This window comes from Solibacillus sp. FSL K6-1781 (genome assembly GCF_038630735.1).
In the GTDB taxonomy this organism is placed as follows: Bacteria; Bacillota; Bacilli; order Bacillales_A; family Planococcaceae; genus Solibacillus; species Solibacillus silvestris.
Window position 1 is genome coordinate 2179075 of sequence record NZ_CP152038.1, and the last position, 22839, is coordinate 2201913.

28 protein-coding genes and 3 riboswitches are annotated in these 22839 nt (G+C 37.3%); of the genes, 8 read left to right on the forward strand and 20 right to left on the reverse strand.

What is annotated here, in order from left to right; all coding sequences use genetic code 11:
• Positions 1-102: 102 nt before the first annotated feature.
• From ribE (MHH37_RS10760) to ribE (MHH37_RS10770), 3 genes are read right to left on the reverse strand one after another with little or no spacing between them, the layout of a single operon-like run.
• Positions 103-567 (reverse strand): 6,7-dimethyl-8-ribityllumazine synthase, encoded by a 465-nt coding sequence (ribE, locus tag MHH37_RS10760; protein ID WP_342572897.1) that lies wholly within the window; start codon positions 565-567, stop codon positions 103-105.
• A 15-nt stretch (positions 568-582) separates the two neighbouring features.
• The gene (gene ribB, locus MHH37_RS10765) at positions 583-1194 is read right to left on the reverse strand and encodes a 3,4-dihydroxy-2-butanone-4-phosphate synthase (protein ID WP_342572898.1); all 612 of its coding nucleotides are present in this window, start codon (positions 1192-1194) and stop codon (positions 583-585) included.
• A gap of 15 nt (positions 1195-1209) precedes the next feature.
• Entirely contained in the window at positions 1210-1845 is a 636-nt protein-coding gene (gene ribE, locus MHH37_RS10770) for a riboflavin synthase (RefSeq protein ID WP_008403747.1), read from the reverse strand.
• A gap of 120 nt (positions 1846-1965) precedes the next feature.
• Positions 1966-2099: riboswitch (FMN riboswitch) on the reverse strand.
• A 99-nt stretch (positions 2100-2198) separates the two neighbouring features.
• Positions 2199-2336: riboswitch (FMN riboswitch) on the reverse strand.
• 361 nt (positions 2337-2697) lie between these two features.
• Here ribE (MHH37_RS10770) and MHH37_RS10775 point away from each other — a divergent pair.
• The 4 genes from MHH37_RS10775 to MHH37_RS10790 are packed head-to-tail and all read left to right on the forward strand — an operon-like array spanning position 2698 to position 5043.
• The gene (locus MHH37_RS10775) at positions 2698-3261 is read left to right on the forward strand and encodes a helix-turn-helix domain-containing protein (RefSeq protein ID WP_340797817.1); all 564 of its coding nucleotides are present in this window, start codon (positions 2698-2700) and stop codon (positions 3259-3261) included.
• On the forward strand, positions 3225-4088 hold the full coding sequence (locus MHH37_RS10780; protein WP_342576231.1) for an IS3 family transposase: 864 nt from the start codon (positions 3225-3227) through the stop codon (positions 4086-4088). The genes MHH37_RS10775 and MHH37_RS10780 overlap by 37 nt, the downstream gene beginning before the upstream one ends.
• Before the next feature lie 44 nt (positions 4089-4132).
• Positions 4133-4816: a VC0807 family protein gene (locus MHH37_RS10785; protein ID WP_342572901.1), complete on the forward strand. Its 684-nt coding sequence runs from the start codon at positions 4133-4135 to the stop codon at positions 4814-4816.
• Positions 4817-4839: 23 nt separating this feature from the next.
• Entirely contained in the window at positions 4840-5043 is a 204-nt protein-coding gene (locus tag MHH37_RS10790) for a hypothetical protein (protein WP_008403751.1), read from the forward strand.
• 60 nt (positions 5044-5103) lie between these two features.
• Here MHH37_RS10790 and MHH37_RS10795 read toward each other — a convergent pair whose 3' ends face one another.
• The 6 genes from MHH37_RS10795 to MHH37_RS10820 form a co-directional block, all read right to left on the reverse strand.
• Complete coding sequence (locus tag MHH37_RS10795) at positions 5104-5298, reverse strand: hypothetical protein (RefSeq protein WP_342572902.1); 195 nt, start codon at positions 5296-5298, stop codon at positions 5104-5106.
• 16 nt (positions 5299-5314) lie between these two features.
• A complete protein-coding gene (gene metE, locus MHH37_RS10800) occupies positions 5315-7585 on the reverse strand; it encodes a 5-methyltetrahydropteroyltriglutamate--homocysteine S-methyltransferase (protein WP_342572904.1) in 2271 nt (756 codons plus the stop codon).
• 162 nt (positions 7586-7747) lie between these two features.
• Positions 7748-7928: riboswitch (cobalamin riboswitch) on the reverse strand.
• A 361-nt stretch (positions 7929-8289) separates the two neighbouring features.
• Complete coding sequence (locus MHH37_RS10805) at positions 8290-8901, reverse strand: SCO family protein (RefSeq protein WP_342572906.1); 612 nt, start codon at positions 8899-8901, stop codon at positions 8290-8292.
• A gap of 106 nt (positions 8902-9007) precedes the next feature.
• Positions 9008-9148, reverse strand: a complete 141-nt coding sequence (locus tag MHH37_RS10810) for a YvrJ family protein (protein WP_008403759.1) — start codon at positions 9146-9148, stop codon at positions 9008-9010.
• A 62-nt stretch (positions 9149-9210) separates the two neighbouring features.
• Entirely contained in the window at positions 9211-9432 is a 222-nt protein-coding gene (locus MHH37_RS10815; RefSeq protein ID WP_342572908.1) for a DUF2922 domain-containing protein, read from the reverse strand.
• Between the two features lie 31 nt (positions 9433-9463).
• Positions 9464-9682 carry a DUF1659 domain-containing protein gene (locus MHH37_RS10820; protein WP_008403764.1) on the reverse strand — a complete coding sequence of 73 codons (219 nt, stop codon included), beginning with the start codon at positions 9680-9682 and terminating at the stop codon, positions 9464-9466.
• A 155-nt stretch (positions 9683-9837) separates the two neighbouring features.
• On the opposite strand from MHH37_RS10820, the gene MHH37_RS10825 reads away from it, so the two are divergent.
• A complete protein-coding gene (locus MHH37_RS10825) occupies positions 9838-10281 on the forward strand; it encodes a DUF2621 domain-containing protein (protein WP_173364517.1) in 444 nt (147 codons plus the stop codon).
• Positions 10282-10331: 50 nt separating this feature from the next.
• On the opposite strand, the gene MHH37_RS10830 is transcribed toward MHH37_RS10825, so the two are convergent.
• The 9 genes from MHH37_RS10830 to MHH37_RS10870 all read right to left on the reverse strand — a co-directional run bounded on the left by MHH37_RS10830 (position 10332) and on the right by MHH37_RS10870 (position 17626).
• A complete protein-coding gene (locus MHH37_RS10830) occupies positions 10332-10823 on the reverse strand; it encodes a cytochrome c biogenesis protein CcdC (RefSeq protein WP_342572912.1) in 492 nt (163 codons plus the stop codon).
• A 115-nt stretch (positions 10824-10938) separates the two neighbouring features.
• Entirely contained in the window at positions 10939-11649 is a 711-nt protein-coding gene (locus MHH37_RS10835; RefSeq protein ID WP_008403768.1) for a cytochrome c biogenesis protein CcdA, read from the reverse strand.
• Between the two features lie 214 nt (positions 11650-11863).
• Positions 11864-12241 (reverse strand): hypothetical protein, encoded by a 378-nt coding sequence (locus tag MHH37_RS10840; protein WP_008403769.1) that lies wholly within the window; start codon positions 12239-12241, stop codon positions 11864-11866.
• A 116-nt stretch (positions 12242-12357) separates the two neighbouring features.
• A complete protein-coding gene (locus tag MHH37_RS10845) occupies positions 12358-12987 on the reverse strand; it encodes a hypothetical protein (protein WP_342572915.1) in 630 nt (209 codons plus the stop codon).
• Between the two features lie 161 nt (positions 12988-13148).
• Positions 13149-13790: a cyclic di-AMP binding protein CbpA gene (gene cbpA / locus MHH37_RS10850; RefSeq protein WP_008403771.1), complete on the reverse strand. Its 642-nt coding sequence runs from the start codon at positions 13788-13790 to the stop codon at positions 13149-13151.
• A gap of 83 nt (positions 13791-13873) precedes the next feature.
• The gene (locus MHH37_RS10855) at positions 13874-15205 is read right to left on the reverse strand and encodes a dehydrogenase (RefSeq protein WP_342572916.1); all 1332 of its coding nucleotides are present in this window, start codon (positions 15203-15205) and stop codon (positions 13874-13876) included.
• A 14-nt stretch (positions 15206-15219) separates the two neighbouring features.
• Positions 15220-15843, reverse strand: coding sequence for a serine protease (locus MHH37_RS10860; protein WP_342572917.1), 624 nt, complete (start codon positions 15841-15843; stop codon positions 15220-15222).
• A 131-nt stretch (positions 15844-15974) separates the two neighbouring features.
• Positions 15975-17162 carry an NAD(P)/FAD-dependent oxidoreductase gene (locus MHH37_RS10865; RefSeq protein ID WP_342572919.1) on the reverse strand — a complete coding sequence of 396 codons (1188 nt, stop codon included), beginning with the start codon at positions 17160-17162 and terminating at the stop codon, positions 15975-15977.
• Between the two features lie 35 nt (positions 17163-17197).
• The gene (locus tag MHH37_RS10870; protein ID WP_008403776.1) at positions 17198-17626 is read right to left on the reverse strand and encodes a DUF1641 domain-containing protein; all 429 of its coding nucleotides are present in this window, start codon (positions 17624-17626) and stop codon (positions 17198-17200) included.
• 537 nt (positions 17627-18163) lie between these two features.
• Here MHH37_RS10870 and MHH37_RS10875 point away from each other — a divergent pair.
• Positions 18164-19003 (forward strand): aldo/keto reductase, encoded by an 840-nt coding sequence (locus MHH37_RS10875; RefSeq protein WP_342572921.1) that lies wholly within the window; start codon positions 18164-18166, stop codon positions 19001-19003.
• 62 nt (positions 19004-19065) lie between these two features.
• Here the strand turns inward: MHH37_RS10875 and MHH37_RS10880 are convergent, their stop codons facing one another.
• Positions 19066-19449: a helix-turn-helix domain-containing protein gene (locus tag MHH37_RS10880; protein ID WP_079527035.1), complete on the reverse strand. Its 384-nt coding sequence runs from the start codon at positions 19447-19449 to the stop codon at positions 19066-19068.
• Positions 19450-19559: 110 nt separating this feature from the next.
• Here MHH37_RS10880 and MHH37_RS10885 point away from each other — a divergent pair, with 110 nt between their 5' ends.
• Both MHH37_RS10885 and MHH37_RS10890 read left to right on the forward strand, forming a co-directional pair.
• Complete coding sequence (locus MHH37_RS10885) at positions 19560-20792, forward strand: MFS transporter (RefSeq protein ID WP_342572923.1); 1233 nt, start codon at positions 19560-19562, stop codon at positions 20790-20792.
• 197 nt (positions 20793-20989) lie between these two features.
• Positions 20990-21790 carry a M15 family metallopeptidase gene (locus MHH37_RS10890; RefSeq protein ID WP_342572924.1) on the forward strand — a complete coding sequence of 267 codons (801 nt, stop codon included), beginning with the start codon at positions 20990-20992 and terminating at the stop codon, positions 21788-21790.
• A gap of 79 nt (positions 21791-21869) precedes the next feature.
• Here the strand turns inward: MHH37_RS10890 and rarD are convergent, their stop codons facing one another.
• Entirely contained in the window at positions 21870-22796 is a 927-nt protein-coding gene (gene rarD / locus MHH37_RS10895) for an EamA family transporter RarD (protein WP_342572926.1), read from the reverse strand.
• Positions 22797-22839: the final 43 nt, after the last annotated feature.

Genomic DNA, 22839 nt, shown 5'->3' on the forward strand with positions numbered 1-22839 from the left:
GTATAACGTAATAATAATCTACAGGAAATTATTTGTAAACTTGTTATTGAAAGCAAAGAAAAAACCACCCCAAATTTTTGGAGTGGCATGCACTAATATTTATTAAAACATTTTATTCAAGTTTGCCATTTCAATAGCGGACATTGCGCTGTCGTAGCCTTTATTACCCGCTTTTGTACCAGCGCGTTCAATCGCCTGTTCGATATTTTCTGTTGTGACAATACCGAAAATTACCGGAATCCCTGTATCCAAGCCTGCTTTGGCAATTCCTTTTGCTGCTTCGTTACATACATAGTCGTAATGTGTAGTTGATCCGCGAATGACCGTACCTAAACCGATTACTGCATCATAATTATTTGTTTCAGCCATTTTTTTTGCAACAAACGGTATTTCAAAAGCACCTGGCACCCATGCTGTATCAATGTTTGCTTCGTCAACACCGTGACGTTTTAAACCATCCAGTGCACCGCTTAATAACTTATCATTAATAAATTCATTGAATCGCCCAACGACAATTCCGATTTTCAAATCTGTTCCGACTAATTGTGCTTCAAATGTTTTCCCCATTTTAATTGCTCCTTTTTATACCATTACGGTAGTTAATTTTATATATTGAACTAAGTCTTCGATTGTAATAAATTTCAGTTTATGTTTTTGTGCTAGCTTATCGAGCTGCGGCATGCGGGCCATTGATCCATCTTCATTCATAATTTCACAGATGACCGCGACTTCATTCGAACCGCAAAGCTTTGCCAGGTCAACGCCTGCTTCCGTATGCCCTCGACGTTCCAACACGCCCCCCTGTTTTGCAATGAGGGGGAATACATGGCCAGGACGATGAAAATGTTCCGGTTTTGTTGCTGGATCCAGCAATGCTAACATCGTTTTAGAACGCTCAAATGCACTTATACCTGTCGTTGTATGGATATGATCGATACTAATCGTAAAAGCCGTTTGATATGTATCGGTATTACTTTGCACCATTGGATGAAGGGAAAGCTTTTCTGCAATTGCAGATGAAATTGGTGTACAAATTAACCCTCTTCCATAAAGCGCCATAAAATTAATATTTTCCGGTGTAGCGAATTCGCCTAACACAAGAAAATCCCCTTCATTTTCACGGTTCTCGTCATCTGACACAATAATAATCTCGCCGTTTTTTAATGCATGAATTGCTTCTTCAATTGTATTCATCTTGTCACCACTCCTTTAAAATCCTGTACGTTGCAAAAAGTCCATTGTAATTGTACTTCCCGTTTGATTTTGTAAATGTTTTTTTACATATTTTCCGATTAGATCTGTTTCAATGTTCACAACATCTCCTGGCTTTTTATAGCCTAGTACAGTCTGCTCATACGTATGAGGGATTAAGGAAATGGTAATGAATGTGTCTGTCACCTCAAAAATCGTTAAACTCGTGCCGTCTACTGTAATCGAGCCTTTCTTGATGCATTCTGCAATCAAATGCTTTTCCATTGCCAAATCAATATAAACTGCATTGGCGACCGGTCTTTTCCGTTGAATTGTCGCTATCCCATCCACGTGGCCCGATACAATATGCCCCCCAAAACGACCATTCGCCGACATTGCCCGTTCCAAATTGACAGGCTTACCTGCTGCTAATTGCTGGAGGCTGGTTGCTTTGACGGTTTCCGGCATAACATCCGCCAAAAATACGGTTGGCGAGAAATGCTTTACGGTCAAACAGACACCGTTAACGGCAATACTGTCCCCGAGTTGGACATCCTCTAAAATTTTGCTTGCGCGAATGGCTAGTTCCATCGCTTGTGTGGACTGGCTGATCGTTTCAACCGTTCCAAGTTCTTCAATGATTCCTGTAAACATCCTGCTCACCTCTTTTTAATAATAAAAAAGAACCCCGATTGAAGTCGGAGTTCGATGAGAGGAAAATTGAGCATCATCAAATAAGCTTTTTGAAGATAATTTTCAAAAAACTGCTGACATTGCTTCCTTCTCCCATCCAGACTATAACTGTCGGCTTTGGACTTGCACCAAATCCTGCACACAAAAGTGGCTCACGGGCTTAGAGATTACTCATCACCGTCGATTGGGAATTTCACCCGACCCCGAAGGAAATTATTTTTCAATGGAAATAAAAAATCCCGTCACAAGGCGCGACAGGAAAAGTGTATAGCAAAAAACCACATTAAAAATCAAAAAATTTTAAAAATGTGTTGCCATTCCTTCTCCCATCCAGACTATAACTGTCGGCTTTGGATTTGCACCAAAATCCTGCACACAAAAAAGTGGCTCACGGGCTTAGAGATTAACTCATCACCGTCGATTGGGAATTTCACCCGACCCCGAAGGAAATTATTTTATTTGAAAGTTATTGTAACATAAATAAATTAAAAAGCTAATAGTATTTTAGCACTTACTTACTTTTTGTTCCCTCAATCTTTTTACATCTACCCCTCTATCAAATTAATATTTTGAAACTTTACTCATGGTAATACGTAGAATAATATACATAATATTACAAAAATAGAAAGGAGTTATTGCAAGCTGGTTTTAATTGTCTCTCATTTGCTTGGTTGCTTTTTTTTAAGTTTTAATTCGTATAAAATATAGTGTCGGATAATCTTTAGTAATATAAAAAAACAAATACCTTTTTAACGATAAGGTGCTGCACCCCAAAAGTTAGAGTTAAAAAACTAACTTTTGGGGTGTTTTTCTATGGTTAAATATAGCGAAGAATTCAAATTAATGGTGGTTAAAGACTACCTGAGTAGTTCATTAAGTTATCGAGTAACAGCTAGGAAACATGGCGTCGCTGAAGAATCTCAAGTAAGACGTTGGGTGCGTGCTTTTAAAGAATTTGGTCAAGGTAGCCTATCGATTAAGAAAAAGAAGCAGTTTTATTCTGTTCAATTTAAATTAGATATATTAAACTTTATGAAACAAACAGGTGCTTCTTATCTAGATACGGCGATTCAATTTAATATGAATAATCCAAGTTTAATCGCAAATTGGTACAGTAAATTTTTAAAAGAAGGGATAGAGGGCCTGCAAGAAAAAGCAAAGGGGCGCCCATCTATGTCTAAAAAATCAAAAACTACACAAAAGAAGCAAGAAAAAGAACTGTCACGTGAGGAACAGTTAGAGCGCGAAAATGAACTGCTTCGTTTGGAGGTTGCGTATTTAAAAAAGTTGAAGGCTTTTCGAGAGAATCCGGATGCCTTTCTCGAAAAGCACAAGCAGCGATTACCTTTGGACTCAAAGAAGAAGGATTCCGATTGATAGATATTTTAAAACGAGTGGACATTCCAGAAGCAACGTATCATTATCATATCAAACAAATGAATCAGGAAGATCCGGATAAAGCATGGAAAACATTGATTTTAGAGACGTTTGAGAAACATGAGGGTCGATATGGCTATCGCCGAATTCACGCAGAATTAAAGGCAGAAGGACACATAATCAACCATAAAAAAGTACAGCGAATCATGAATGAAATGAATTTGAAATGTGAGAAATTCGGGCGTAAATCTCGTTATAAATCTTATAAAGGAACTGTGGGTAAGGTCGCAAAGAATCGATTAAACAGACGTTTTATCACACCAAATGCCCTTCAAAAATTAGTAACAGACATAACCGAATTTAAGTGTACAGATGATGAAAAATTGTATCTAAGTCCCATCATGGATTTATTCAACGGTGAAATACTCGGTTTCAGTATGTCGAAACGCCCTACACTCGATTTCGTAATGGAGGCACTTGACCAAACACTTCCGATTATTCATGAGCAGGCGAATTATCGAACAACAATTCATTCGGATCAGGGGTGGCATTATCAACATAACAAATGGGTGAAAACATTAAAGAGAAACAAGATTTTCCAAAGCATGTCTCGTAAAGCAACATGTGCAGACAATGCGGCCATGGAGAACTTTTTTGGCATACTCAAACAGGAAATGTATTATGGGGAAGTATTGATTTCCTATGAAGCGTTACAGAAGAAAATTGAGAAGTACATCAGTTATTACAATAATGATCGAATTAAACAAAAACTGGCCGGCATGAGCCCGGTAAAATACCGAACTCATACCAGCCAATTAGCTGCATAATAAAAACTCTAACTTTAAGGGGTCACTACCTAATGGAGGCTTTTATGGCGAATAATTCACAGTCGAATAAATATCTTATCTTTCTAGAACTACTGTTTTATGCAGCTTTACCCTATGCAATATGGAAGTTTGGCCGAGAGCCTTTTGGTGACTATGCTGCGATGCTGCTGTCCACTGTTCCCGGGTTAATTTATACTGTTTACCGCTTTGCTAAGGATCGGCAGTTTAATGTGACGGGCTTGTTTATTTTAGGCTCGATGCTTATAGGTACTACGGTAGATTTATTGTCAGGTTCAGCGGAGCAAATGATTTGGAATAATGTTTATTTAGGTCTTTTTTACACATTTCTCTATGTAATTTTATTTATTATAAAAAAGCCTTTTCCTTTGTATGTTGCAAGTGATTTTGCATATTTGCAAGGCTATGCACGAAAGGACAGTAAAGCTTTGTTCTTTCAAAAAGGGATTTTCGGATGGTTTCAGCTGATCCAGATTGTTTTCATTATTCGAGGACTTGTTATGGCAGGAATTACGGTCTTTCTGCTACGGAAATACGGAATTGACAGCTATGGGGATATGCTGATTTATAAACGTATAGCAAGCTGGCTGTTTTCCGGCATAGTAATGGGTATGTTCTTCTACATTAATGTAATCGTGCAAAATTACACGAACAGGGTACAGGAAAAAAATGATGAAAAGCTGCCGGAACCTGAAGTTATGGCGAAGTAATTTTTTGTGAAAGGATGATGGTGATGAAGAACACAGCAAATGTAAAAGAATGTCCAAAATGCGGCGGCACGGAATTAGGTAGAGGAAAACATAGCGGCTACAGTGTTATGGCCCCTGTTAATAAATTGAGTTTGGGTTGCAATATCGAATACATTATATGTACACATTGTGGATTTATCATTGAGGGCTATGTCGTAAAGCCCGAGAAATTTAAAGGAACATTTTAATTTAGACTTCCACTTACTAAAAGCCCATTGCAGGATGCAATGGGCCTCTCATTTTCTATATTATAAAAAATTACATCTTCCAACTACCTCTGCTTTTACTGAATAATATGCTTTTTGTATCTCCTTTGCATCCGCTGGATATGTCGCCATCAATTCATCACGCAACTCTTTAAGGTTTTTTGTATAACTTCCTGTAAAGCCATTCATTATAGCCGTCAAAAACACGGGGCTGTAATTTGTTTTCATTTGATTCATAGTAACAGCCCCTTCATTAATTCAACTGTTTTAGTCGCTCTTTTGCGGCCACCATATTTTTCAATGATGCAATTGTCTCTTGTTCCGTACGAGTTTTCAGGCCACAATCGGGATTGATCCAAAATTGTTCTATTGCGATTACTTTTTTACCTTTTTCAATAATGGCTGCCATTTCTTCCACAGTTGGAATACGCGGACTATGAATATCATATACACCTAAACCAATTCCAAGTTTGTATGGTTTTTCTTTTAGTACTTTTATGAGTTCTCCGTGACTTCTTGACGTTTCAATTGAAATCACATCCGCATCCAATGATTCTATTACATCTATAAAATCGTTGAATTCACAATAACACATATGTGTATGAATCTGGGTCGTTTCACGCACACCGCTTGTCGCTAATTTAAATGCATCTACACTTGCATCGATATAAGCCTTATGCAGACTTTTACGGATCGGCAAGCCTTCTTTCAATGCAGGTTCATCTACTTGAATAATATTGATTCCCGCATTTTCAAGTGCTCTTACTTCTTCTCTTAGTGCCAGGCCGATTTGATAAGCAACTTCTGAGCGAGCTAAATCATTTCTTACAAATGACCAGTTCAATATTGTAACGGGTCCCGTCAACATCCCTTTTACCGGTTTTTCCGTAAGTGATTGTGCCGCACTTACTTCCTTTACTGTCATCGGTTCTATCCATTCAACATCTCCGTATATAATTGGGGGTTTTACACAACGTGATCCGTATGAAACTACCCATCCATTTGTCGTAAAAGCAAAGCCATTTAATTTTTCACCAAAAAATTCGACCATGTCAGTTCGCTCGAATTCACCATGAACAAGGACATCAAGGCCAAGTTGCTCCTGAATGGTAATCCAACGTGCGGTTTCATTCGCGTTGAATGCTTCATACTCGGTTGTTGTAATTTCCCCTTTTCGCCATAAACTACGGTTTTTCTTAACTTGTGAGGATTGCGGGAAACTCCCGATTGTTGTTGTCGGATAGTCTGGTAACTGTAAAAAGGCACGTTGTAGCTTACTACGCTTGTCGTAGTCATCAGTTCGTTTAAATGCTTCCGGTGTTAATGCGTTTACTTGTGCATGTACTGCTTTCTTTTGTCTTGATTCATGCAGTGCCAATGTTCGGATTGCTTTTTCGCTATCTAAAAAAGCCTGTATATGAGGAACTTCCAGCTGAAGTATTTTCCCTTTGATCATTTGCAATTCCGTTATTTTTTCATTGGCAAATGCCAAAGCATTTAGCAGCTCTGGTACAATCCCGTTTTCTCCTGCTGTTGTAACTGGCACATGCTGAAGACTGCACGATGTTTGTAGATGTATTGGTGAAAATGGTACATAGGAACGTATTTCCGCTACTAGTTCCAACTGCTTCTGCAGCTCGGCTCTCCATATTTCCCGGCCATTAATAATACCTGCATACAGAAATTTCTCTTTCGGAAAACCAAACTCCTTTAATGCCGCTATGTTTCCTTTGTTTCCATGAACAAGGTCCAGTCCAAAGCCATCGACAGGCAAATTAATCATTGTTTCATAGTTGGATAACGCTTCAAAATAAGTTGTGCAGATCGATTCAACTGTCAGTCCTTTTAATATTTGATGATAAAAATGTTGAACTAATGCGATATCTTCGGACGTAAGGTCTTTTGTAAGGCTTGGTTCTTCAAGCTGGATCGATGTTGCACCACTTGCTTCCAATGACTGAAGCAACTCTTTATACACCTTTACCAGCTGCTGAATATAGTGTTGCTTTTGTTCTTGGCCTACACCTTTCGTCAGTTTATAAAATGTAAATGGACCGATAATAGTCACACGAGGGGTCATGCCGAATGCTTCGATTGCCTCCTGAATATATTGCGCGTAAACATTGTGTTGCAATGTCAGTTGCTGCCCTTCGAATTCCGGGACAATGTAGTGATAATTCGTGTTGAACCATTTCGTCATTTCACAAGCCACCACATTTTCAGCCCCGCGCGCCATTGCAAAATACGCTGTTAACTGATGCTTCAAGGAAAGACGGTCGTATCTAGATGGAATCATATTAAACATAACGGCTAAGTCAAGCATGCGGTCATAGTATGTAAAATCACCTACTGTTAAAATATCCAGCCCCAAATCTTGTTGTTGATGAAGTTGAGCAATGCGTATGTTTTTCATTTCCTGTTCATAACATTCCAAAGATAATTGTTCTTTCCAAAACGCCTCTGTTACATGTTTCCATTCACGATTCTGTCCAATATACGGGTAGCCAATTACTGCTGTTTTCATAAACAATTCCTCCTTAAATTTGTTACATAAAAACCAAAACCCCTCTTTCAAAATGAAAGAGGGGTGTGAATGTTTAAGAGATTGACAATAAAAACCTTTGCATAATCAAAGGAGTTCTGTCTCACTTTCGCACAAAATCACCACCTATTTCCACGTAGGTATTGGCGTGTACTAGTTTCCGGCAGGTCTCCTGGCTCATCATCAACGTTCTTGTGACCCTTCCCATCAATAGACAGTGGTTGAATATCACGAACTCCGATTTACAGTTGCGGGACAGCACCAGACTTTCACTGGTTTCCCTTTTAAGCTTGTTCTCACAAGCACCGTAACTTACACAGTATGTAATTTCGTATACTATATCATAGAATTCTAGTTTTGAAAATTCTTTTTATTTAGCGACCATATTAAGGATATGCGGGGTTGAAATAATTTCAGTGGATGCTGTGTGCTTTTTATTAGAAGAAATTTGTTTATTTTAGCACTTCTGCGGATGATTTTAGAAAAGTTGACATACTTATTAGCTAATCTGGAACTGATATTAGCATATCCTGCTCCTTTATTAGAAAATCAGCAACTTATTAGAAAATCGGTGGATTTATTAGCACATTTTTATATTTATTAGAAAAGCCCGCAGTAAACTCCACAAAAAAACTTGCTCAAAAAGCAGCTACACTTTTTTCGCAAGTTAATCTTTCATTTCACTATTAATTTAGACGTTCGTCAATGAGTGCTTCCATATCACTCGCAATCGTTTCATATGGAACACCATCTTCGCCAGTGCCATAGCCTGAATAGTTTTTCACGGCGATTCCTTTTTCATCCACTAGGAAAAATGTATCGGCATGGATAACTTGATCGTTTCCTTCAATCGACTGCACAGGTGTTTTAAATGAGTTTCTGCCAAACTGCTCAATAAATTTTTGATCGTATCCTGTCAGCATATGCCATTTTGATTCATCTACTGGTGTATGGCGCGATAAATATTCTGTCAAACGCGCCGGTGTGTCGTAGTCCGGATCAACGGAAAACGCGACAATTTTATAATCTTCCAGCCCTTTTTTCTCGAGATGATCCTGTACACGGGTCATATTCATTGTCATTGGCGAGCAAATTGTTGTACAGCTTGTGAAGATGAACATTGCAAGCCATGGTTCCCCTTTTAGGCTGTCCAGTGTCACTTCATTGTTACGGTGATCGGTCATCGTAAACTCGCTAATTTCAAAGTTGGTCGTCGGTTTAAACTGATAATTGCTGCATGCAGTAAGTACAGTTGCTGCCAAGAGCATAAGTGCGAATACTATGTTTTTCGTTTTCATTTCTCTCTCTCCACTCTTTGAACATTACTCTCATCTTACCCAATATTTAGTATATTCTCAATAGTTATTGGAAGAAAGGACGTGTGTCAACATTGTGAAGAGTTTCTCACGCTCTATCTGCAGGATGATGCAATGATACGAGTGCTGTATGAATCGCTTCAAGTTTTGTTTCTATCCGATACAGTAAATAAAAAGATATAAAGATCGGAAACGTTACTTCCTGAAGAATGGCAATCCACTGGTCCATTATAATCCCTCCATTTTTATTTAAAGAAGCCGGCAAAGTATCACACTTCGCCGGCCTTGCTATTAGCTGATCAGTTCAATTGCTGTTACATTACGCTCAACAATACGCGCAGATTTTTTTACATTGAACAAAAATCCGTCTTTCGAAAATACCGCCTGATCAATAATTGTTTGCATCGCTGCATTCACTTCAGCCTCCGTTAAATTCGGCTTAGGATCATTAATATTGATCGTCATTGTGCTTCCTGCAATGTTGGCAAATGTTAATTGTAAAGCTTGTGCCATAAGCTCACCTCCTTTTCTTTACTACACTTGATTAAGCTGTAATCGTTTCTTTCTGCGTTTTCACAGATTCGATATAATCGTAATCTGTTAAACCGACGATTGTTGTCCCAACTGTGTACAGCTGCTGGGCTGTTGCATTTCTTTCCAAGTTACGGAATGTGGAACTTTTAATCATTGGCTCATTAAATTCATCAAGCCCTGTCTGATAATAAACTGTCAACGTCGCAGATAAAAATCCAAATTCATTCATGTTTCTCACCTCCTTGCCCTATATATGTCATGATTTACAGAAAAAAGGGACAATGACGATGAAAAAAATTACAAAAACTTATATAATAGACAATAATGAGGTTTATCACCAATAGATTAGTAGAAGAAATTTCGTAGACAATATTAAGTAATGAGGTGAACATTGTGGGCTTAGATGGCTGGTTTTTATGGTTTATTTTATTTTGGGTTGTAGTATTGATTTCGCTTATGGGGATTGGCGGCTTTTTTATGTTCCGCAAGTTTTTGAAGGCCCTGCCGAAACAGGATGGTAAATCGGATTTAGATTGGCAAAACATATACTTAGATAAAACGATTCATCTATGGGGTGAAGATGAAAAACAATTACTTACCGAGCTTGTCAGTCCTGTACCAGAGTTATTCCGGCAAGTTGCCAAAGAAAAGATTGCCGGTAAAATCGGTGAAATCGCCCTGAATGAACGTGCCACAAAAATCGACTTGGACTTAATTATTCGTGGCTATATTATCGCTTCGCCAAAGCGCGACCATAAGTTTTTACGTAAAAAGCTCGATGAAATGAGAATTGATACGACGAATTATGATCATTTATTTGAGACGTAAAACGAAAAAGACTGTCTTTAAAAGTATAAAACTTTTAGAGACAGTCTATTTTATGCGACAATATGCGATTTTTCAAGCTTCTTATATTTAATAAGCATACCGATTCGCCACGGCAAAATCATAGAGAAAGCCAAGATAAAGAACATACCGGCCAGTTCACCGACATCAAATGTATCGGCAAATATTAATTTCAAAATAATACGTAGTACAAGTAATCCCACTAATATGAATGGAAATGCTTTAGATTGCTTCATATAAATTGCGCCGTCTCGCACTTCAAACTTCGACGTTAAGATTAATACAGATGAAAATAACAAGCCTAGTGCGGCCGCTTCTACTATTTGAATTGGCGCTACACGAAATTCCTCATAAATAAACATCAGTGCACCTGTTGACATCGCAAAAGGCGGGATGAGTATTTTTTTTGTGGATACCGGCTTTTTTTGTGCACGTAGTCTTATGAACATTACGAATGAGCCCATTAAGACTGCCATAATCGTCGAACCAATTAATAAATAGTGAGAAGGTATACTGTCAAACATCATATTCCTCCTCTTGCATGAACGCGTGTAAAGATCTGGTATATACGAATCATGCACCCTTTTTCCCTTATATTACTTCCCTTAGTATAGCACGGTCTTATTAAGCAGGGAACTGTCAGAATCCTTTAAAACCATCGAAAATCGGCAAGAGAAGATTAATAATATACGTCAATCCGTCAAAGAACAATAAAATTCCGACCGCAATCATAATATAGCCGCCAACTACTATGATTTTTTGGCTATGTGTGCGAATCCAGTTCATTCGTGAAATGAAGAATGACAATGTAAAGAATGGGATAGCAAAGCCTAAGTAGTATGCTAGCATATACCACATTGCCGAGTCAGGATTCGTTCCACCAAGGGTAATTATCGCTGCCAGTATTGGTCCTGTACAAGGAGTCCATCCCGCTGCAAAAGCAAGACCGATCAGCACCGAACCTAAATATCCGGATGGTCGGTTTTTGAACTGGAACTTGCGGTCTTTCATTAAAAAGTCAATTTGCAACAGACCGACAATCATTAAACCGAATGCGACAATTAAAATGGCTCCAATTTGACGCAGTAAGTCCTGGTATTGAAAAAAGAAATCTTTCGCTAACGATGTTCCAAATCCGATGGCGATAAATATAATCGAAAATCCAAGCAAGAAAAATAAAGTATGTAAAATTGCGCGTTTTTGCATCATCCCTTTTTCGGCTTTCAGCTCATCGAGTGTCATACCGGTTATGTAGGACAAAAATGCAGGATAGAGCGGTAGCGTACATGGTGAAATAAAACTTAAAAACCCGGCACCGAACGCTAAAAGGATATTTAAATCTGTATTCATGCTGCTTCATTCTCCTTAACATTGATACCTTCATCGTACCAAATTTCCCCATACATTACTTGCTTTTTTAAATGAAAATTTTTTGTCAGCATTTTGTGGTTGATTTGAAAGGTAAATGTGCGAAAGTGCCGCGCTAATGTTTGAAAAATAAATGCTCTGTCTGCATGATTGGACTGACACTTTAGCACATTTGAGAAAAGAAGGGCGTGTTTTATTATCGAATCATATCAATAATAAAAAGACTGGAATAAATGACCGAGGTAAACAGGACCACAATTGAAATCGTAATAAATTGGAACCTAAGCGACCAGCGCCATACACATTCCTTAGGATAGCTTTTTTTCCATCGGAGAGCTGCCTTAAAGTTAATAAACCAACAATGCAATGTAATAAAAATGGAAGGAATTGTATACAATGCGATCAACAACAAAGATTGTTGGAATACGTTTGTCGTATATTTTCCGTAATGAATCATGAAGTATGGGAGTACGAACCAGAATACGGATGTAAATACTAATACGACAGCTGCCAAAATATGCAGCCATAAATATTCACTGTGCGTTTGCCTGTAATGTTTTAATGCTGCCTGCATGATAAATCACCTACTTTTTTCACTTACTATTCCCGCTTTTTGTCGAAAATGAAACCGGAAAAATATAGTAAATAGAAAAATTCTGCCTTTATCTCTTAAGATTAAGGCAGAATTTTTTAAAAAGATGAAGATAATTCGAAAATTTCTCTGTTGGACCGTAAATTCCATTCAGGCTCGAAGCGTTTCACAATTAAATTTTTCAGTTTATTCATTGCTTTTTCATTTTCCATTGGATATATTTCAAAATGCACATCGCTCGTCGGCAAAAGCTGTGTTATCTTTGCGTTTACATGGCAATGTGTAGACGTTCCATCCCGATAGCAACCTTTTGCATATATGCTGCCAATATGCTGATTAAAACGCTCTTTAAATGTTCTTGCGCAAACACCACAAAATTTCAGTTCATTGTTTGCAACAATCGTATAAATGCCTCGCTGTTTCAATAAATTCTCATCTCCACTGACAACAAAGCGAGAGTAGATCAGGTCACCGTAATTATTTAAAAACTGTCTGTAAATAGGGTTGCCTTCCTCTTTAAGAGATTTTAATGCAGCCCCTGCTGGCATATCCAATAAATATTTCTGTTTGTTTACACAGTCTTTTAAATGCTCGTATTTCTTTTGTTTCGTAAGCTCGCCCAACGTTTTTTTATCAAAACTCTCAAATAAGTCCGCAATACCCTGTTCTAGTACAATTATCTCTACTTTAGTGAACTCTATTTTTTCTTCATTTATTTGGATAAACATTCATATTCCCCTTTCAACGTATCCCCTTTTAACATACAATTTCGATAGAAAAGATTAAAACCCTCTTTATTTTTCAAATTCTGTATTAGTACACATTTAAACATTGCTTGCAAAAAAAAAAAAAAAAAGCGATTCGCTCTATTGAACGAAACGCTTTACTATTAAAAATTTTCTTTATCAAATACTTCCAAATCAATAATGCGTGCCCCTTGTTTTAAGATGGCGGCTTCTAGCTCGTCCACTGTCGATTGTTTCGCGCCTTTTGCCAGAGTAATAACTACTCGACGTAAATAGGTCGTGTCATCATCAAGCGAGAACACACAATGCAGAGGCCACACCTTTTTGACCGCCGTCAGAACTCTTATTAAAATTCCGTCCGTGTCCGGCAATGCAATTGTAATGGCACAGCTACCTGTTCGGTATCCCCACGCCTCTTCCAATAGCTCAAATACTTTAGAATGAGGTAAAATGCCGGCAAAGTTCCCTTTCGTATCAACAACCGCCAAATAAGGCAACTGTTTAATCGAATGGAATACTTCAAAAAATGAACTGTTTTCGTGGACGAATGCATCTGCTTCTTCAGTCAGTGCTTTTACCGGAGCTTTCATATCGCCTTCCTTTAATTTATATTCGAGCACTTCGATTTTATAAATATTTCCGACGAATTTTTCACCTGCTTCATCCAATACCGGGATGCATCTGTAGCCATTATCATTTAACTGACCGAGCACGTCTTTAATCGGGTCAGTCTCTTTTACATAGCTTACATCTTTTTTCTTTACATACCTTTGTTTAACTAACATGGCATTACCTCCTTGATGTACTAATCTTATTTTAATGGTAGTGATTCAAATACGAAAGCAATTTTTAGAATATTTCGTATTTCCTATTTGTAAATTTCATAATAAATATACGCATACGCTAAATCCAGGCATTTTTGATAGCTAGTTAAACTATTTTCTTTATTATTTACCGAGGCAAAATAGATGGCCTCCAGTACACTGCTGTTTTTCGGGTAATATTCACGGATTTTATAAAAAACCTTTGCACATAGTGTATCGGTACAGTTTTCAGTCAGCTGAATAATATAGCCAATTGTCGATTCATCAAGGCGCGTACTCGTGATGATGACATCTTTCATTACGCTCATCATTTCTTCATTGATTAAATGTAGAATATTATTCAACTTCTCTTTTTCAGTCGCCACCACTTTACAATCAACCAGAACGAGCGTATACCCCAAATCTTTCACACAGTTCATTAGATATGTACCCGCGAGATGAAACTGCTGTAATGGCGATATAAAGCTTTTATCCAGTTCAAAATCGTTAGTTATGGACGTTTTAATATATTTTTCCATATAATGTTTATCAGTTTCAATTTTCCGATAAAAACGGGCCTGGTACTGCTCCATCTTTTTTAAGAGAATTTCTTCGTTAATCAGCTTGTAGGAACGGGTAATATATTTATAGCATTCCTGCACTAAGTCTTTATGACTGTTCGCTTTCATGGAAAGCAGGAGGACTTTATGCATTACTTCAATTGCACATTCATATCGGCCATTTTCAAAAAGAATTTTTCCTCTCAGAACACGGACATGGAGATCGATGCGGGAAAACTTTTCAAAGGGATATTCTTTGAAATAATCATTGAATAACTTCTCCGCATAATCTACTTTTCCCAGCTGCAATGACATTTCAATATGTGTTATAAAACGGACAAGCAAGAACCGATCATCTTCCGGCTTCCCCATCTTTAAAAAGACTGCAGGTATTTTACTAATATCCCAAAAAATTTCTTTCGGTAATTCGTCCATTTGAGTTGCATAATAATTATTCATCGCAAGTGACAGCAATGCATAATTTTCATCTTCCAATGCCAAGCTGCTCGCAAGTCTGTAATATTTTTTCGCCTGTACAAATTCAATACTGAAATAATAGCAGTGCCCAATAATTATATAAAGTTGAGCTAAGCACTTCTTAAGATTTTCTTTAAAATGCTCTTCCTGGTCCAACAACAATTGTAAAATCTTAAGATTGCTATTTGCTATAACAAAAGGTTCACTGTCAAAACGTAGGAAGTCACCTATCTTTTCTATGTTTCCCTCATCTATTAATGATTTGAACATTGCTCTATACGCCTCAAAATGTGCATCCAATGATGTAAATGTTTGTGATCGATAATGGTCAAGCTGTAATGTCTTAAGTTGCTTCCCCATCTTATAAACACCTCCTATTTTTCCAAAGATAATGGCTCGTACAGTTCTCTTTTAATAATTGAAAATTGGTCCATAAAACGAATGACTTTTTGTTTAAAATCATTATATATTGCTGCATTCTCCTCTAAATACTGGCGCAGACTTTTTATTATTATCGTTTCGATTTGGACGAGTTTTTTTGGATAATGTTCATACTCATAGAAGCGGTCATTAAATAATTGCTTTGAGCTGTTTTCAAACTTCATATATAAATCATATTGTTCTTTTGATAATGACTCGAGTACATCACGCAAAAGATCCAAAAATAGATTGACTGTCATTACCGAGGCCATTAACGCATTCGTATAAGATCCAACCGTTGTTTTTTTCAGTCGTTTAAATTTCGAACTGACAAGGACCTCATTTAATATAAAATTTCGCAACAAAAAAATGAGGGCGTACTCGGAATTGATGACCGGCTCTTCCTCAAAATAAAAGTAAATCCAAACATCACTTACACTGTCTTTAGCAAAAGATAAGTGTGTAAAGTCATGGCGGATTAAATGGTAAAAGTATTCAAAATGTTCAAGCTGTTTAAATTGTTCCAACTGTTGTTCAGTTAATATAAATAACGAATTCGATGTATCAAAATCCTTCATCTCCACACCTCATTTACAACCTTTACTACCATTATAATAGTTATTTGTTAAATTTTGTTGTATTTTGTAAAATAAAAAGACATACCCGAAAGAAAGTGACTTTCGGGTATGTCTAATCTAATTAATATGAATTAATATGCTAGGCCAAATAACGCTTTAATATGAGTCATATAGCGGATATTTGAAGCTTCTTTCATTAATGAAGCTGGTAAACCTACTAATTGAGTGTTGTTTGCTCCAACTGTAGCAATACCATCTTTACGTCCTAAAGAACCTAAAGTACCTGAGTTAGTAAATTTGAATTCTTTTAAGTCAGCACCTTTAATTTGCGCAAAAATGTTGTAACCAGCAGTTTCACCTTGCTGCCACGCTACTTGAGCAGTTGGCGCATAAGTTGGGCGGTCACCCGGGTTTGGAATATGTGCTGATGCATCACCAATAACAAATACTTCAGGATGTGAAGTAGATTGTAAGAAGTCATTGATTGTTGCTTTACCGCGATCTGCAGCTAAACCTGATTCAGCTACTAATGGAAGCGGAGCAACTCCACCTGTCCATACTAATGTGTTTGCAACGATTGGCTCACGCTCTTTTAATTGAATGACATTGCCTTCAACACCAGTAACAGGTGTTGATGTAATGAATTCTACACCGCGCTTCGATAATGACTTAGTTGCACGATCGATTAAGTTTTCCGGGAATACTGGCAAGATTTTTGGACCTGCTTCAACTAGTTTAATTTTAAGGTCTTCAAATTTAACACCGTATTTCGCAGCAACTTTAGGGAAGTGGTCTACGATTTCACCAACAAGCTCAACGCCTGTTAAACCGCCACCGCCGATAACGATTGTCGCATCTGCTTCGTCTTTTGTTGTTGCATATGCTTTAATGCGTGCTTCAATATGCTCGCGAATTGCATTTGCTTCATCTACTGATTTTAATACGAAAGAGTTTTCCTCTAAACCTGGGATTCCGAAGAAACCAGTTTGGCTGCCTAGAGCAACAACTAATGTATCGTATTGTATTGTTTTGCCGTTTGAAAGAACTACATTTTTGCTTTCAACGTCAAAGCTGTTTACTTTTGCGATTTCCAAGTTGATGTCATAACCTTTGAAAATCTTTTCAAGTGGTAATGATACAGCACCTTCTGCAATTGTACCGCCAGCTAAACGGTGTAATTCAGTAATGATTTGATGTGTAGGGAATTGGTTTACAACTGTAATACGCGCTTCGTCTTTATTTAAATATTTACGAGCTGTTTGTGCTGCTAATACACCAGCAAATCCAGCACCTAAAATAACGATTTCTTTAGTTACCATATTAAAAATCCTCCAATAAAATTAGATTATACAAATTATTTCATTTGTTTACGTTCAGATGCTACTTGTAAAAATGCATTAGCAAAACGTAATGCCCCTTGAACCTGTGGGTCTTTTAACATTTTTAATAAGCCGAATACACCTACTGTTTCATTGCTAACTTCAGCACGGTCTTTCGCTTCAATCGCTGTCTGTGCCAATGATTTTGCAGTATCAACAACTGGGCTAGCCATTTCTGTTACAGCCGCAACTGTATCATTTTTTAATGTTTCGTCTGTTGCAACACTAGTCGCAAATTCATAAGTTTTTGTTAATAAAGTAGTCATCTCAGCCAATTTTGGTAAGTTATCTACTAAAGTAGTTAATGAAGCTTGTACCTCTGGCTTTAGTAACTGATCTAATACATCTAATTGCTCTTGTGTAACAGCCACTTTTTCTACCTGCTGATTATTCATTTCTGACATAATAACTCTCCTTTGCCATCACTTAATATTATTTTTTTCGAAAATTTCATACCTGATTGTAAAAACTTTCACATACCATTCAATAAGCAACGATAGCACAAAGATTCGTTTGTTACAATTAGAAATCGGAAATAAACGACCGAAAAACTTAATTCAAGAATATTCTGTAATTTTATTATTTAAAAAAATTTAATTTTTATGTATTTAGCGTATTTTTGTGTATTTTATAATAAAAATTTCCCTTCATTATTTTTAATATTGAAAGTATTTAAATAGTTGTTTCTTATCATTATTAAAGTTTAATTAGGTATTTATATGATGGAAAACAAAAATTCTTTACTAGTAAAAAATGATTCACCCCCTTCCCTATTCCCCTCCATAATATTTTTCTAAAAAACTTTCTCTTCAAACGGTTGATTTGACTCAATAGGAACCTCCACGTTGCTATGAAACGAAAAAGTGCGTACTTTTTTTAATTTTCGAGTGGATCCATAATAAAAAAGCAACGAAATACTTATTCAATTGGAGGATCAATAAATGATTACTAGTTTACAGGATACAATCAAATTAAATAATGGGGTAGAAATGCCAGCAATGGGCCTTGGCGTCTTTCAGGTGGAAAACGATACAACGGCAGAAATCGTTAAAAATGCGATTGAGCTAGGTTATCGCAGCATTGATACAGCTGCTATTTACGGCAACGAAGCAGGGGTTGGCGAGGGTATACAATTAGCACTGGCGTCTACCGGTTTAAATAGAGAGGATTTATTCATCACATCTAAAGTTTGGAATGCCGGTTTAAATTATGAGGAAACTGTTTCATCTTACGAAGAGAGCTTGGAAAAATTAGGGCTGAACTATTTGGATCTATATTTAATCCACTGGCCAGGTAAAAATAAATTTGCAGAGTCTTGGACCGCTTTAGAGGATCTGTATAAAGAAGGTAAAATCAGAGCAATCGGTGTTTGCAATTTCAATATCTCGCATCTGCAGGATTTATTGAAAACTGCTCGTGTAACACCAGTCATTAATCAAGTAGAGTTTCACCCGCGTTTACAACAACAATCATTACGTGAATTTTGTAAAGAACACAATATTCAGTTGGAAGCTTGGGCTCCATTAATGCAAGGGGGTCTACTCGAAGATACGACGATTGGAAAAATTGCCGAAAAGTATGGAAAATCAAATTCACAAGTTATTTTACGTTGGGATATTCAAAATGGAGTAATCACAATTCCTAAATCAGTTCGTAAAGAGCGGATGGCGCAAAATGCCGACATTTTTGACTTTAGTCTTACTGATGAAGAAATGCAGATAATCAATGCGATGAATTTAGATAAACGCGTCGGTCCAGATCCGGAAATTTTTGATTTCTAATTTGAATGGAAGATTTGCAGAGACGAAAAGCCTCAAGATTTTTGAGGCTTTCATTATTTTCATTAAGATAGTTTTTGCACAGCAATATCATCATCACGCTGCATAAGAAGAACTTCTTCACCATTCTCTTTTAATTTATCGATGTGTTTCTCGCCCCACGTGCAAAGTAAGTTGAGCACCGGCTCCATCTCGTGTCCATATGGGGTTAAAGAATATTCAACTTTCGGTGGTACTTGGTTATACACCTTACGATTAATTAAGCCGCATTGCTCAAGTTCGCGTAATTGGGACGTCAGCATTTTTTGTGAAATGCCGGGAATTAATCGGCGAAATTCATTTGTTCGGATTTGACCATGGTGATTGAGGTGACAAAGAATGACTGGTTTCCATTTACCGCCAATGACTTCGAGTGTTGCTTCGACACCAATATTATAAACTTTTTTCATTTTGAAACCCCCAGTATTATCAAAAGTAACTAAAAGTACTGTACATGCTTTTATAGTATGTATGAATAATACTATACCCTATAAAATAAATCAAAGGAGTTATTTTTAATATGTCTACATCAAAAACACCAAACGCCAGATTAACACTTCTTGCGTTAGCAATCAGTTCGTTTGGTATCGGTTCCACAGAATTTATTAGCGTTGGATTGCTCCCGCTCATCACAAATGAGTTTGGTATTACTTTAAGTACTGCCGGATTAACAGTATCAATTTATGCATTAGGCGTTACAATCGGAGCACCCATTTTAACAGTTTTAACATCCCGGCTTGATCGTAAAAAAGTGCTTCTGCTCGTAATGGTTCTTTTTATCGTCGGTAATTTATGGGTAGCGATTGCACCCACATTTACTTTACTGTTAATCGGACGCATTATTTCGGCATTTGCCCATGGGGTATTTATGTCGATTGCGGCGGTTATTGCGGCTGATGTTGTGGCACCTAACAAACGAGCAAGTGCAATCGCTTTTATGTTTACAGGATTAACTTTGGCAACTGTCAGTGGAGTACCTTTAGGAACATTTATTGGCCAAGTAACGGATTGGCGTCTGTCATTCATTTTCATCGTCATCATTGGCATAATTGGGTTAATCAGCAATGCGTTTCTTGTGCCAAATAATTTAACAAAGAGCAAACCGATTTCATTAGGTGATATCGGAAAAGTGTTAAGCAATTTACGTATGCTATTAATTTTATTTATTACAGCAATGGGTTACGGAGGCGTATTTGTTGTCTACACATATGTGTCCCCTATTCTTGAAAATCAAATGGGTTATTCCCCTCATGCAATTGTCGTAATATTGGTTGTATATGGTATATGTGTCGCAATAGGAAATACAATCGGTGGCCATTTTGCAAACACCAATCCATTGCGTGCAATATTCATCTTCTTTATTGGACTAGCGTTAACGTTACTTGGTGTATACTTCTCATTTGATTTTAAAGTAATTGGGCTCATAATGGTATTAGCAATGGGGTTTTTTATGTTTATGAATGTGCCCGGCTTACAATTGTATGCCGTTCAGCTATCCGAAAAATATGTCCCAGCAGCCACTGCGATGGCTTCCGCTTTAAATATTTCAGCATTCAATATCGGGATCTTCCTCGGTTCATATGTCGGCGGTTTAATTGTTCATTATCAATCACTGGACAATACGCCTGTATACGGATTTTTAATGGTTATCATTGCAGCAAGTATTACGTTAGTTTGGATGATCTTTGAAAATAAACAAAATGTTTGTACTGCGAATGAATTTTCGCCATTAACCAAAAATCAATCGCTATAATATATTTACGTAAAAATGGATAGAAACCTCTCCTAACTTTATTGTTTGAGACGGTTTCTATTTTTGTTTATAATTCCATATGGCAATACTTTAAAAGGAAATCCATCTTGTTTTCATCGTTCTTCAGAATTTCTCCACAATTTAACCTTCAATATTCCGTTTTATTTGCTATGCTTAGTTTGAAGGAGCGTTATTTAATGAAAAAGATTATTTTTATACTTATTTTTGCCATTATTGGCTTTCAATTTTTTACGACTGAACAAGTTGGTGCTCCCGACTTGCCTCAGCAGCTTTCACTAGCATCGTATTCCGTTTCAGACGGGGATCTTGTCCTTGTTAACCGGGACATTGCATTACAGGGGGAGCCCGACAATTTAGCCACTATTCCTTATGATATTGCAGATAATGTGATCGTCAATTCAGAGTATTTTCTTGAAGAACAGGCTATTGAACCACTTGACCAATTATTCCATGCTGCAGCGGATGCTGGAATCGAGCACTTTATTATTAATAGTGCCTATCGCAGCGGAACACTTCAGAAACAGCTTTTCGATCAATATGGTGCTGATTACTCGCTGCCTGCCGGCTATAGTGAACATCAGACAGGCTTATCGATCGATATTGGTTCGACTGTCGGCAAAATGGAAAATGCGGCAGAAGGTAAATGGATGGAACAACATGCAGCGGAATTCGGCTACATCCTGCGCTATCCTAAAGATAAAGTCGATATTACCGGAATTGAGTATGAACCTTGGCATTTCCGTTACATAGGCTTGCCCCATAGCATAAAAATGCAACAGCACGCTTTTGCTTTTGAGGAATATATCGCTTATCTTAAAGAGAAGCAATTTTATAAGATGAAAGTAAATGATACAACTTATTTCGTACAATATACGGATAACAAGACATCTGTTAACACACTTGAATCAAAGAATATCAAGGTATCTGGTGATAATGTGAGCGGGTATATTATTACTTCCGTATTGGAGGAAAAATAATCGGTGTCAAGTATTTACTTGAGATAAATAAAAAAATCGACCAATTGCAGATTGGTCGATTTTTATTTTGATCGATTGATTATACTTTAACTTCATGCTCTTTATTATACGTTGCATGATTTTTTCTTGCTTCGAGCACTTTGGATGCGGAAAAGATGAATACCGCCAGCCAAATACATAGGAATGTTATGAATTCTGTCAGTGTAAACGGCTCCTTGTATAAAAAGATGCCGAGCATTAAACTAATGGTTGGTGCCAAAAATTGAATAAAGCCCATTAAATAAAGTGGGATTTTTTGCGCACTCTTTGCAAATAGGACAAGTGGCAAGGCTGTTACGATCCCGCCGCCCATTAACAATAGGTTAGTTTTCCAGTCCACATGCATAAAAGCAATTTCCGATGTGTTCATTAAGTAAATGTATATAGACACAGCAATCGGTAAAACAAACAATGTTTCGATTGCGAGTCCGCGTGTCGCATCGAGTGGAATTTGCTTTTTAATTACACCATAAAAAGCAAAAGTTAGCGCCAGCGCCAGTGATACCCAAGGAATTGTTCCTCCTAATACAGCCTGATACCCTACGCCTATTGCCGCAATGATGACAGCTACCGCAGTTGCCCGGGAAATTTTCTCTTTAAAAAAGATCATCCCAAACAATACCGATATAAGCGGGTTAATATAATAACCTAAACTCGTTTGAAGTAAATGTCCATTGTTTACTGCCCAAATGAATATTCCCCAATTCAGCGAAACGAAAACCGATGCTACGAACAGTAGAATAAACTGTTTCTTATTTTTCCATAGCATTTTGATATCTACGATCATTTGTTTATACTGACGGATCAGCAATACAAACAGGACGGTGAATACAAAGGACCAAATTACACGTCCTACTAATATTTCTACACTGCCGACATGCTGCAGCTGCTTCCAGTACAGGGGAATGATCCCCCACATTAAATAAGCGCCGATTGCTAAAAAGACGCCCTTTTTTTGTTCTGACATTGGTGCACCTTCTAATTTTTGATACTCTCATTATAGATGTCCA